This is a genomic window from Lentzea sp. JNUCC 0626, assembly GCF_043632865.1.
Classification (GTDB): Bacteria; Actinomycetota; Actinomycetes; order Mycobacteriales; family Pseudonocardiaceae; genus Lentzea.
Window position 1 is genome coordinate 2,114,694 of record NZ_CP171635.1, and the last position, 11,689, is coordinate 2,126,382.

The 11,689-nt window shown below is 68.8% G+C and carries 14 protein-coding genes; 8 read left to right on the forward strand and 6 right to left on the reverse strand.

The annotated features are described in order from the left end of the window. The first annotated feature begins 245 nt into the window (after window positions 1-245). Together JNUCC0626_RS09430 and JNUCC0626_RS09435 are read left to right on the forward strand one after the other, a co-directional pair. Window positions 246-1,007: a glycerophosphodiester phosphodiesterase gene (locus JNUCC0626_RS09430; protein WP_394619296.1), complete on the forward strand. Its 762-nt coding sequence runs from the start codon at window positions 246-248 to the stop codon at window positions 1,005-1,007. 54 nt (window positions 1,008-1,061) lie between these two features. Then, window positions 1,062-2,474: an MFS transporter gene (locus JNUCC0626_RS09435; RefSeq protein WP_394619297.1), complete on the forward strand. Its 1,413-nt coding sequence runs from the start codon at window positions 1,062-1,064 to the stop codon at window positions 2,472-2,474. Between the two features lie 3 nt (window positions 2,475-2,477). On the opposite strand, the gene JNUCC0626_RS09440 is transcribed toward JNUCC0626_RS09435, so the two are convergent. Both JNUCC0626_RS09440 and JNUCC0626_RS09445 read right to left on the reverse strand, forming a co-directional pair. Then, window positions 2,478-3,368, reverse strand: coding sequence for a hypothetical protein (locus JNUCC0626_RS09440; protein ID WP_394619298.1), 891 nt, complete (start codon window positions 3,366-3,368; stop codon window positions 2,478-2,480). Then, window positions 3,365-3,712 carry a PadR family transcriptional regulator gene (locus JNUCC0626_RS09445; RefSeq protein WP_394619299.1) on the reverse strand — a complete coding sequence of 116 codons (348 nt, stop codon included), beginning with the start codon at window positions 3,710-3,712 and terminating at the stop codon, window positions 3,365-3,367. Before JNUCC0626_RS09445 ends, JNUCC0626_RS09440 begins: the two co-directional genes overlap by 4 nt. Window positions 3,713-3,947: 235 nt before the next feature. Here JNUCC0626_RS09445 and JNUCC0626_RS09450 point away from each other — a divergent pair, with 235 nt between their 5' ends. Continuing rightward, window positions 3,948-4,703: a thymidine kinase gene (locus tag JNUCC0626_RS09450; RefSeq protein ID WP_394619300.1), complete on the forward strand. Its 756-nt coding sequence runs from the start codon at window positions 3,948-3,950 to the stop codon at window positions 4,701-4,703. 238 nt (window positions 4,704-4,941) lie between these two features. Further along, window positions 4,942-5,286, forward strand: coding sequence for an RNA polymerase-binding protein RbpA (locus tag JNUCC0626_RS09455; protein ID WP_065919117.1), 345 nt, complete (start codon window positions 4,942-4,944; stop codon window positions 5,284-5,286). 81 nt (window positions 5,287-5,367) lie between these two features. On the opposite strand, the gene JNUCC0626_RS09460 is transcribed toward JNUCC0626_RS09455, so the two are convergent. Then, a complete protein-coding gene (locus JNUCC0626_RS09460) occupies window positions 5,368-6,009 on the reverse strand; it encodes a TVP38/TMEM64 family protein (protein ID WP_394619301.1) in 642 nt (213 codons plus the stop codon). 30 nt (window positions 6,010-6,039) lie between these two features. Here JNUCC0626_RS09460 and JNUCC0626_RS09465 point away from each other — a divergent pair, with 30 nt between their 5' ends. The 3 genes from JNUCC0626_RS09465 (at window position 6,040) to JNUCC0626_RS09475 (ending at window position 8,091) form a co-directional block, all read left to right on the forward strand. Continuing rightward, complete coding sequence (locus JNUCC0626_RS09465; RefSeq protein ID WP_394619302.1) at window positions 6,040-6,864, forward strand: aldo/keto reductase; 825 nt, start codon at window positions 6,040-6,042, stop codon at window positions 6,862-6,864. Window positions 6,865-6,873: 9 nt separating this feature from the next. Continuing rightward, window positions 6,874-7,440, forward strand: coding sequence for an SMI1/KNR4 family protein (locus JNUCC0626_RS09470; RefSeq protein WP_394619303.1), 567 nt, complete (start codon window positions 6,874-6,876; stop codon window positions 7,438-7,440). A 210-nt stretch (window positions 7,441-7,650) separates the two neighbouring features. Next, entirely contained in the window at window positions 7,651-8,091 is a 441-nt protein-coding gene (locus JNUCC0626_RS09475; RefSeq protein ID WP_430623491.1) for an MgtC/SapB family protein, read from the forward strand. A 9-nt stretch (window positions 8,092-8,100) separates the two neighbouring features. Here the strand turns inward: JNUCC0626_RS09475 and JNUCC0626_RS09480 are convergent, their stop codons facing one another. The 3 genes from JNUCC0626_RS09480 to JNUCC0626_RS09490 all read right to left on the reverse strand — a co-directional run bounded on the left by JNUCC0626_RS09480 (window position 8,101) and on the right by JNUCC0626_RS09490 (window position 10,752). After that, on the reverse strand, window positions 8,101-8,409 hold the full coding sequence (locus JNUCC0626_RS09480) for a DUF1540 domain-containing protein (RefSeq protein WP_394619304.1): 309 nt from the start codon (window positions 8,407-8,409) through the stop codon (window positions 8,101-8,103). Between the two features lie 109 nt (window positions 8,410-8,518). Further along, entirely contained in the window at window positions 8,519-9,286 is a 768-nt protein-coding gene (locus tag JNUCC0626_RS09485; RefSeq protein WP_394619305.1) for an amino acid ABC transporter ATP-binding protein, read from the reverse strand. Next, complete coding sequence (locus JNUCC0626_RS09490; protein WP_394619306.1) at window positions 9,283-10,752, reverse strand: ABC transporter substrate-binding protein/permease; 1,470 nt, start codon at window positions 10,750-10,752, stop codon at window positions 9,283-9,285. The genes JNUCC0626_RS09485 and JNUCC0626_RS09490 overlap by 4 nt, the downstream gene beginning before the upstream one ends. A gap of 67 nt (window positions 10,753-10,819) precedes the next feature. Between JNUCC0626_RS09490 and JNUCC0626_RS09495 the strand changes: the two genes are divergently transcribed. Beyond that, window positions 10,820-11,599 carry an alpha/beta fold hydrolase gene (locus JNUCC0626_RS09495; RefSeq protein WP_394619307.1) on the forward strand — a complete coding sequence of 260 codons (780 nt, stop codon included), beginning with the start codon at window positions 10,820-10,822 and terminating at the stop codon, window positions 11,597-11,599. The last annotated feature ends 90 nt before the right edge of the window (window positions 11,600-11,689 follow it).

Sequence of the window (11,689 nt, forward strand, 5' to 3'; positions counted from 1 at the left end):
AAAGCCCGACCTTCGTAGGGAACCGGACAGTACCCGCAGGGCCGTTCGTGTCGCTTTTGGGTCCGGTTTGATCAACTTCCGTTGGTTTCCCTCGGCCCTTGGCGGCTTTGGATCAGGGATGCGCTGCGACAGATGGCCGAGAAATCTGGTTTCAGGCAACACTGAAGCTATAGAGATAAATCAGAAAGTGTGTCGCCACCCACTGTCCACCCCGGAGCCACCGCCGGAAGGCAGACTCACCACCCGTGACACATCCCTACCTCGCAGGCCCACGCCCCCGAGCCTTCGCCCACCGCGGCTGGCACGTCGGAGACCTCGCCGGCATGGAGAACTCGCTCAGCTCGTTCCGCAGGGCCGTGCAGGAGGGCTACCGCTACATCGAGACCGACGTCCACGCCACCGCCGACGGGCACGTCGTCGTCCACCACGACGACACCCTCGACCGCACCACCGACGCCCAGGGCCTCGTCGCCGCCCTCCCCTGGACCGAGGTCAGCCGCGCCCGCGTCGGCGGCCGCGAACCCGTCGCCCGCCTCGCCGACGTCCTCGAGGAACTCCCCGGCACGTTCTTCAACATCGACGTCAAGTCCGAACAGGCCGTCGACCCGATCATCACCCTGCTCCGCAGGACCAACGCCCTGCACCGCGTCTGCCTCGCGAGCTTCTCCGACGCCCGCCTCGCCCGCCTGCGCAAGATCGCCGGCCCCGCACTGCTCACCTCCATGGGCCCCCGCTCCGCCGCCGCCCTCTGGGCCGCCCGCCGCGTTCCCCTCGCCGGAGCCGCGGTCCGCGGCCAGGTCGCCCAGGTCCCCGTCAGCCGCGGCGCCCTGCACATCGTCGACCACCGCTTCGTCCAGGCAGCCCACCGCCGCAGCCTCGAAGTCCACGTCTGGACCATCGACGACGCCGCCGACATGCGCGCCCTGCTCGACCTCGGCGTCGACGGACTCGTGACGGACAGGCCAGAAGTTCTGCGCGAAGTTCTCCAGTCCCGCAACAGCTGGTAACAGGTTGGAACACAGATCATCAGCGCGGTCGGCGGACAAGTACAGTCCGCCGACATGAAGAGCACGGGCGACGACACCGCCGCCGCCAACAACGCACGAAACCGCAAGAGGGAACAACGCGGCTGGGTCTGGTACGACGTGGCGAACTCCGTGTTCCCCACCTCGGTGATCACCGTCTTCCTCTCGCTCTACCTCACGAGCATCGCGACCAACGCCGCCAAGGCCGACACCGCGCTCAACGGGGCCAACCCGTGCGCGAACGACAACGCCTTCGCCAACTGCGACGTCACGATCCTCGGACTCCAGTTCCCCAGCGGCTCGCTGTGGGGCTACCTGCTCTCCATCGCCACCGTGGTCCAGGTGCTCGTGCTGCCCGTCATGGGCGCCATCGCCGACCGCACCCAGAACAAGAAGAAGATGCTCGGCTTCTTCGCCTTCACCGGCTCCGCGGCCACCGTCGCGCTCGCCGCCGTCGAAGGCACCAACTGGAAGCTCGGCATCGTCCTCTTCATCATCGCCAACATCTGCTACGGCTCCAGCGTCGTCGTCTACTACGCCTTCCTGCCCGAGATCGCCCTGCCCGACGAACGCGACGCCGTCTCCAGCCGCGGCTGGGCCTTCGGCTACCTCGGCGGCGGCGTCGCCCTCGCCATCCAGCTCGGCATCACCCTCGGCGCCGACTTCCTCGGCATCACCTCAGGAGACGCCGCGCGCATCGCGTTCGTCATCTCCGGCGTCTGGTGGGCGGCCTTCACGATCATCCCGCTGCGCGCGTTGACCGAGCACCAGCGACCGCACGGCGGCGAGCACGGCGCGTCGGTGATCTCCGCGGGCTTCAAGGAACTCGGCACGACCCTGCGGCAGGCCAAGGCCTTCCCGCTCACCCTCGCGTTCCTCGGCACCTACCTGATCTACACCGACGGCATCGCGACCGTCGCCAACGTCAGCGCCCAGTACGGCAGCGTCGAGCTCAAGTTCGAACAGCAGACGCTGATCACCGTGATCCTCATCGTCCAGTTCGTCGCCTTCGTCGGCGGCGTCCTGCACGGCTTCGTCGCCAAGCGCATCGGCGCCAAGAAGACGATCCTCGGCTCCCTGGTCGTCTGGATCGTCGTGATCACCGCGGCGTTCTTCGTGCAGGCGGGCGACGAGACCTCGTTCTACCTCGTCGCCGCCGGCATCGGCATCGTGCTCGGAGGCACCAACGCGTTGTCCCGCAGCCTCTTCAGCCAGATGGTGCCGCCCGGCCGGGAAGCCCAGTACTTCTCGCTCTACGAGGTCGGCGAACGCTCCACCAGCTGGCTCGGCCCGCTGGTGTTCGCGGGCGTCGGCCAGGCCACCGGCAGCCTCCGCCCGGCCATCCTCGCCCTGATCATCTTCTTCGTGGCGGGCTTCATCCTGCTGATCTTCGTGCCGGTCCGCCGCGCCATCAAGGCCGTCGGCAACGAAGAACCCGCCCTCGTCTGACGCTCACACCTGCGGCGCCGCCTTCACCGGGCGGCGCCGCACCGGCAACACCGCCACCAGCAACAACAACGCCGCCAACCCCATCGCCAGCGTCATGACCTCCGTCTCCGCGACGATCAGGAACACCAGCGGCACCAGCTGCAGCGCGGCGAACAACGACAACGCCCGCCCGAACACCGCGTCACCGCGCACGAACGCCACCACCCGCACCACCGCCGTGATCAGCCCGATCGCGATCAGCCCCACCCCCGTGGCCACCCCGCCGAGCACGCCCAGCAACACCGCTCCCCCGCCCCACCACAGCAACCGGCGAGCGGGCGGCGTCGGCGCCTCCCGGTGGAACCCCAGGCACAGAGCCACGAACGTCACCAGCGACGGCAACTGGAACAGCCCCCACGCCAGCGCGTACGACGGCTGCCCCAGCGACCCCACGGCCAGCAGCACCGGAGCCGCTGCCGCGACCTTCGCCAGCGTCCGCTTCCCGGCCAGCAACGCCCCGAACGCCAGGAACGGCCCCAGCTCCAGCACCCGCCACCACCCCGGGTCGGGCTGGTTCGGGTTCGCGAGCCCCACCGTCGTCACGCTCACGACCGCGGCCGTCGCGTAGAAGAGCCCCAGCAGCAGCCCGAGCATCCCCAGCGCCCGCACCACCTCGCCCCGCCACACGACCTTCGCCGGCACGCTGCTCATCCCCGCACCGGCCGCGAGGTGCGTCCGGACCGACAGCCCCAGCACCGCCCAGGTCTCCCCCCACCCCGGCCAGCTGTGCTCCAGGTCCAGGTCGTCGTCCCGCTCGGCCAGGAAGATCCCGACCATCTCCTCCTCGCGGTCCTGCCGGTACCACCCCGGCAACACCTTCAACAGCGCCCGGTACCGCCGCTCCAGGTTCCTCATGCCCGCCCCGCCCACGCCTGGACACCTCGGGTCTTCAACACGGCCGACGCGGCCCGCACGTTGGCGCTGAGCCGCGCGACCTCCGCCTGCAACGCCCGTACACCGGAGTCGGTGAGCTTGTAGTAGCGCCGCAGCCGCCCCTGGTGCACCTCCTCGCGGTCGCGTTCGGCGAACCCGTCCGCCACCAGCCTGTCCAGCACCCCGTAGAGCGTGCCGACCCGCAACACCATCCGCCCCTCCGACAACTGCTCCACCGACTGCACGATGGCGTAGCCGTGCAAGGGCTCCTCCGCCAGCGCGGTGAGCACCAAGAACGTCTGCTCGGACATGACCCGACCACTCATGTCTCGGAATATATCGCAGCGCGAGCTATATCGGGAAGCGGAACAACTGCGGAGGCTTGGACTTCGGTCAACACTGAAGCTTTCGAGTGATCCGAGCCGAGACGATGTTTGAGGTACCGGCGCAGCGGCTATGTCGACCGGAAATGGCAGGTCGCACCGAACGAGACCGGATGAGGGGGTGCACAGACCGTGGGGATTCCTCATGATCGGGATCGAGGCACTAGGGTGACCCGCCGTGGACGCCCTTCCCGATCCGACAGACGCCCTTTCCGCTGTCCCTGTCGCTGGTTCCCGGCGCTCGACGCCGGTGGTCGGGCACCTCAAGTTCTTCTTCGGTCCGATGGACTGCGGCAAGTCGACGCTGGCGCTGCAGATCGACCACAACAACTCGCGCCAGGGTCGGCGCGGGCTGCTGCTGGTGCGGCACGACCGGTCCGGCCGGCCCCAGATCTCCAGTCGCATCGGCATCACCCGCGAGGCGGCGGAGATCCGCGACGACGACCTGCGCATGCTCGTGCGGTCGGAGTGGGCCGAGGGGCGGCGGGTCGACTACCTGATCGTGGACGAGGCGCAGTTCCTCACCGGCGAACAGGTGGAGCAGCTGGCGGAGCTCGCGGACGACGTCCAGGTCGACGTCTACTGCTTCGGGCTCGCCACGGACTTCCGCGGGGAGATGTTCCCGGGGTCGCGGCGGCTGTTCGAACTCGCCGACGAACTGAAGGCGATCCAGGTCGAGGTTCTCTGCTGGTGCGGGGTACCCGGAAGGTTCAACGCACGGGTGCGGGCCGGACGGGTGATTCGCGCCGGGGACACGGTTCTGGTCGCCGACACGGTTTCGGACACGGAACAGCACCGATCGGGTACAGAGAGCAACAATGTAACGGACACCACGGAAACTACTGTCCGTTATCAAGTGCTCTGCCGGCGTCACTTTCGGTTGGGCGACCTAGGCCCTGACGTCGCACAAAGTGGTCAGCTTCGGTTGGCATAGGCGACTACCCACAGGCCCGGTTGGGCCATTAGAGTGATGCATGAGCGCAGGAGCTTGATAACGCGTCACGATCCTGTGGCGATCGCATCCATTAGTAGGAAGCCTTCGTTGACGAGTGAACGACGTCACTGTGGGCGACCATGAGAGCGAACCGGAAACAAACGGAGCAATCCGGGCGTTGCACACGGTGAGCAAGAAGCCTGGGCCCCGGCCCTGAGCCGAGCGAAAGGACACCGCCATGGCCGACCGCGTTTTGCGTGGAAGCCGGCTCGGAGCAGTCAGCTACGAGACCGACCGAAACCACGATCTCGCTCCGCGCCGGGCAGCGCGGTACGCCTGCCCCAAGGGACACGACTTCGAGGTCCCGTTCTCCGACGACGCCGAGTTGCCGCCGACCTGGGAATGCCGTCTCCACGGCACCGAGTCGAAGATCATCGACGGTGTCGAGCCGGAGGTGAAGAAGATCAAGCCGCCGCGCACGCACTGGGACATGCTCCTGGAGCGCCGGTCGATCCCCGAGCTCGAGGAGTTGCTCGACGAGCGACTCGAAGAGCTGCGCGGACGCCGCACCCGCACGGCCTGATCCAGGCCAGCCAGGTCGCAGACGCTTCAAGCCGTCCCGGTCTCCCGCCGGGGCGGCTTTTTGCGTGCCCCGCAAAGGCCCCTAGGACGCACGCAGAGCCCCTGTGATCAAGTTCCGGCCCCACCACGCCGTCACGAGCGTCAGAACGGTCCAGATCGCCATCACGATGATCGAGCGCGGTGAGCCGAAGTCGCTCAGGGCGTCGCCCAGCACCGCCGCGAGGACCGTCGGGGGAATCAGCCCGAGCGCCGTGCCCAGTGCGAACTCCCTGCCGCGCACCGCCGTCACCCCTGCGCCGTAGTTCACCAGCGTGAACGGCAGGATCGGCAACAATCTGATCACGAGCGTCGCCTCGAGACCCCGGCGCGCGAAGAGCCGTTCGAGCACCGCGAGCCGCTCACCGAGCCACTTCTTCACCATCTCCCGGCCAAGTCCGCGGGCGATCCAGAACGCGATCAGCGCGCCCACCGTGAACCCCGCGATCGAGAACGCGCTCCCCCACCCCACGCCGAACAGCAGCCCCGCCGCCATGGCGAGGACGGGCTTCGGGATGAAACTCGCCGCACCGACCGCGCACACCCCGACGAACACGACCGGCGCCCAGACACCCGCCCGGTCCACAAGTGCACGCAACTCGGTGCCGTCGGGCAGATCAACGAGTTGTGCCACGACCGCCAGGGTGACGACCAGCAACACCAACACGATCAGCCCCGCACGTCGCATGATCCCAACGTACCCGGCAGGCTGGAGCGCATGACCGTGCTGCTCCCCTCCGGCGAGACCGTCCCCGTGCTCGGCATGGGCACCTGGATGATGGCCGACGACCCGACCGGGCGCGACGACGAGATCGACGCCCTGCGCACAGGCCTCGACCTGGGTCTGACCCTGATCGACACGGCCGAGATGTACGGCTCCGGCAGGTCCGAGACCCTCGTCGGGGAAGCGATCGGGAACCGCCGCGACGAGGTGTTCCTCGTGTCGAAGGTGCTGCCCTCCAACGCCTCCACCCGCGGCACTGTCAGCGCCTGCGAAGCGAGCCTGCGCCGCCTGGGCACCGACCGCCTCGACCTCTACCTGCTGCACTGGCGCGGCACCGTCCCGCTCGCCCGGACCCTCGACGGCTTCGCCGCACTCGTGGACGCGGGCAAGATCCGCCACTGGGGCGTCAGCAACCTCGACCTGGACGACATGCGCGAGCTGACGGCGTTGCCGGGCTTCTGCCAGACCAACCAGATCCTCTACAACCTCACCCGCCGCGGCCCGGAGCACGACCTCCTGCCGTGGCACGCGGCGGCGGGCATCCCGATCATGGCCTACTCCCCCGTCGAACAGGGCCGCCTGCTCGACTCCCCCGCCCTCGCGGCCGTCGCCTCACGGCACGACGCCACGCCCGCCCAGATCGCCCTCGCCTGGGTGCTGCGCCTCCCGCACGTCACCGCGATCCCCAAGGCGGGCACACCCGACCACGTCCGCGAGAACGCCCGAGCCCGGGACCTGACCCTCTCCCCCGAAGACCTGGCCGACCTGGACCACGCCTTCCCTCCCCCGACCGGCCCCAGCCCGCTCGCCATGCTTTAGTCGCGCCCCATGAGCTGGACCGAGATCGAGCGCTGGATCGCCGGGACCCTCCCGAACCTCCACACCACCCTGCTCCCGCCGTCGTCCACTGAGGACCTCCAGGCAGCGGAACGAACGCTCGGCCGCGCACTGCCCGCCGACCTGGCCGCGTGGTGGCGGCAGTTCGGCGGCATCGGCGAGAAAACCCTGCTGTGGGACCTCATCCCGGGCTACTGGCAGCCCCAGGGCCTCGCCACCGCCCTCGAAGACCGCGCCATGATCATGGAGGTCCGCAACGACCTCTTCGACTCCTCCCCCGAGGAGGCGTCCCGCGCACCGGCGGGCACCCGCAACGGCGAGCTGTGGCTGCCCGCGTGGATCCCGGTCGCCACCAACCTCGGCGGCAGCCACCTGTTCGCGGACCTGCGCGACGGCCCGCTGCACGGCTGCGTCATGGCGTGGGACAACGTCGAAGGCGCCGACACGAACCCCTTGTACCCCAACGTGACCGCGATGCTCGACCACGCCGCCCGCGCGTTGCGGGGCGAGACGGAGCATCGCGTCGTGGTGCAGGACGACTACTTCGAGTGGAAGTGAGACGCGCGTCCCACTCTCACGACGGGCAAACACCCGAACCGCTAACGTGACGGCTCGGTTTCACCGACCACGACACAAGGAAGCGAGGTGAGCGACACATGCCAGGCGACAGTAGCCAGCGCGGGTGCTCGCACCTCGCTGAACCCTCTGGGGCACGCTCGTAGTTCTGGCGTGTGACGCACACCCCCTGCACACAAGGGGAGTCACACGATGCACGTCTTCGACATGACCTTGCGCATCGCCGAGAGCATGGGCCTCGGCGCGCTGATCGGTTTCGAGCGCCAGTACCGCGCTCGCATGGCGGGCCTGCGCACCAACGCACTGGTGGCCGTCGGCGCCGCGTTGTTCGTCCTGCTGTCCGCCCAGGGCTTCGACGGCCAGGGCGACCCCACCCGCGTGGCCGCGCAGGTGGTCTCCGGCATCGGTTTTCTCGGCGCGGGCGTGATCTTGCGCGACGGCCTGTCGGTGCGCGGCCTGAACACCGCGGCCACGCTCTGGTGCGCGGCCGCGGTGGGGTCACTGGCGGGCGCCGGCCTGCACGTCGTCGCGGCGGCCGGCACGGTCGCGATCATCGCGGTCAACGTGGGCCTGCGCGAACTCGGCAGGGCCGTCGACCGCAAGGACGACGAGAAGGAGGACGAAGAGGTCTGACGAAGAGGTCTAACGCGGTTGGTACGTCAGGCAGTTCGCGTGGTGCCCGCCCTCGCCCTGCCCGACCCGCACGCTCTGCGCCGTGCACTCCAGCGAGGCGTTGTGCGTGCAGTCGGTGCGGGAGCAGGCGCCGACCTGCGCGACGACCTCGTCCAGGCCGCCCTTCGTGCCCAGCGGGATGAACGTGCCGCAGTCGGCCGCTCCGTTGTCGCCGCGCACGGTGATCGCGAACGCGTGACAGCCGTCGTGGTTGTAGGAGCAGTCGCTCACGGTGCAATCGTGGACCGCGGGCATCGCCGGGTTCTCGAGGGTGGTCATGTCCGCTCCTGCCGTGGTGGGAAAGGTTCGGGTATTCCGGACGATGCCACCGCAGCAGGAGCCCCGCAATTCGAGAGGGATTAGGCGAGCCTATCCTTCAGGAATCATTTCACCCGTGGTCGAGAACGCGCCGCAGGAACTTGCGGGTGCGTTCTTCCTGCGGATCACCGATGACCTGACCAGGCGTTCCGCGTTCCACGATCACCCCACCGTCGAGGAAGAGCACCTGGTCGGCGACCTTCTCGGCGAACCGGATCTCGTGCGTGACAATGACCGTGGTCCACCCCTGCGAGGCGAGATCTTTGATCACGCCCAGCACCTCCCCCACCAGTTCCGGATCAAGCGCGGAAGTGGGTTCGTCGAACAGCACGACACGAGGTTTCAAAGCCAGCGCACGGGCAATCCCGACACGTTGTTGCTGACCGCCGGAAAGCTGGTACGGGTACGAATCGGCTTTGTCCGCGAGGCCCACCTGATCGAGCAACGCCCGCGCCTCCCCCATCACCTCCTCCAGCGGCCGCTGCTGCGCGACGACCGGGCCTTCGGTGAGGTTCTGCAGGACTGTGCGGTGCGGGAAGAGGTTGTGCGACTGGAACACCATGCCGCTCTGCGCCCGCAGCCGCGCGCCCTCGGCCCGGCCCGCCTTGCCCGCGGGCAGCGCGGAGAAGTCGACCGACACGTCGTCGATCCGGACCACGCCGGCGTCGGGGGTGTCGAGGACGTTGAGCGAGCGCAGCAGGGTGGTCTTGCCGGAGCCGGACGGTCCCAGCAGGACGGTCGAGGTGCCGCGCGGGGTGGTGAAGTCGATGCCGCGCAGGACGTCGAGCGAGCCGAAGGACTTGTGGAGGCCGGTGACCTCGATGCGGGTGTCGGTCATGCGATCACGTACCTGTTCAGCCTGGTCTCCAGTCGTTTCTGCCCGGCGGACAGCGCCACGCAGATCACCCAGTAGTAGAGGCCCGCGAAGGCGTAGAGGGCGAGGAACTCGTTGCTCTCGGCCGCGGCGAGCTGGGATTCGCGGAACAGCTCGGTCAGCAGCACGACCGAGCCGAGCGAGGTGTCCTTGAGCAACGACAGCAGCGTGTTCGACAGCGGCGGCACGGCGGTGCGCGCGGCCTGGGGCAACACGATGCGCCGCAACGTCTGCGCGTACCCGAAGCCGATGGTCGAGGCCGCCTCGAACTGCCCCTTCGGCACCGACAGGATCGCCGAGCGGATCACCTCGGCCGCGTAGCCGGCGACGTTGAGCGAGAACGCGACCACGGCGGCGGTGAACGGCGGGAACTTCAACCCGATCTGCGGCAGCCCGTAGAAGACGATGAACAGCTGCAACAGCAGCGGTGTGCCGCGGATGATCGAGATGAACGCCCGCGCGAGCCCGGACAGCACCCGGTACGGCGAGATCCGCGCCAGCGCCACCAGCAGCGCCAGCACCAGTCCGATGGCGAACGACAGCGCCGTCAACGGAATGGTGACCTTCACGAGCCCCACGAACATGGGCCACGCCGTCGAGGCGAGGATGTCCCACGTGCTGCGCGGACCGCGGCCTTCCGACAGGTCCGCCGCGCCACCGTCCTCAACGGACACGTCGGCCTTGAAGTACTTCTGCGAGATGCCGCGCAACGTGCCGTCGGCCTTCAGCGCGTCGATCGCCGTGTTCGCCTGCGCCAGCAACGCCCCGTCGGCCTGCCGCAACGCCAGCACCTGCTCGCTGCCCGCCTGCCCGGCGTCGCCCGCGATCTCCACGTCCTTCGACCCGGTGGTCGCGAGGTAGTCCAGCACGGCGATGTTGTCGTTGACGATCGCGTCGACCCGCCCCTGCTGCAACAACGCGGCGGCCTGCGCGAACCCTTCGACCGCCTCGACCTTCGCACCGGCGTCCCGCGCGACCTTGGCCCAGTTGCTCGTGCTGGACTGCGCCGTCGTCTTGCCGCTGAGGTCCGCGATCGACTTGATCCGGTCGTCCCCGACCCGCCGCACGATCACGCCACGCGAATACGTGTAGGTGCTGGACAGCCCGTACTTGGCCGCCCGCTCGGGATTGCGCGACACCTGGTTGGCGATGAGGTCGATCCGTGACGAGTCGAGCGCCGGGAAGATCGCGTCCCACTGCGTCTCGACGAACTCGAGCCGCCACCCGGCCTTGGCCCCGATCGCCTTGACGACCTCGATGTCGTACCCGGTCAACTCCTGCGTACCGGGATCGTGGAACGAGAACGGCGGATACGTGCCCTCGGTGCCGACACGGACCAACGGTGGTTGCTCTTGTTGCGCGTACGCCGGTGCGGGGACGACGATCAACAGCAGCAGGAGCAGCACCGCGCCCCTGAACACTTGTCGCATCCGGGCAGGGTAGAGCGAACGGGGCGCGCGCCGCTGAAGATCCACTATGCGGGACGGGGTGCGCGGCATGGCGACGGTGACCACGGCAAACGGTCAGCAGGTGTCCTACGTGGACCATGGCGGTGACGGCCCGGCCGTGGTCCTGCTGCACAGCTACCTGATGGACGTGACCATGTGGTCGCCGCAGGTCGAGGCCTTCGGTGACCGCTACCGCCTGATCGCGATCGACGAGCGCGGCCACGGCGACACCCCGGTCACGGCGCCCTTCGACCACTGGGACGTGGCCCGCGACACCCTCGCCGTCCTGGACGCACTGGAGGTCCCCCGCGCCGCCGTGATCGGCACCAGCCAGGGCGGGTTCGTGGCCCTGCGGATGGCGTTGCTCGCGCCGGAGCGGATCACGGCGCTGGCGTTGCTGGGCACCTCGGGCGAACCCGAGGACGAACAGGTGGCCGCCGCGTACGACCAGCTCGCCGAGGTGTGGATCGCGCAGGGCCCGGAGACCGTGATCGAGGCGGTGGCGAAGATCTGCCTGGGTGACTACGACCCGTCGGAGTGGACGCCGAAGTGGAGCGCCGTCGAACCCGACCGGCTGCGCCTGATCATGAGCGCGCTGGTCTCGCGGGAGGGCGTGCTGGACCGGGTCGGCGAGATCGAGGTGCCCGCGCTCGTGCTGCACGGGACCGCCGACCTGGCGTACCCGGTGGCCAAGGCGGAGGCGTTGGTGGCGGCGTTGCCCCAGGCCGAGCCACTGGTGCTGGTGGACGGGGGCGCGCACTTCCTCAGCCTCACGCACGCCGCCGAGGTGAACCCGCACCTGGCTCGGTTCCTCGACAAGACCCTCTGACCAGCCGGGAACAGACACCCGACACCGCACAGCACACCCCCGCGGAATTATCCGGGGGCTGGTCCGGTTACGCTTGATGACACGTCAACT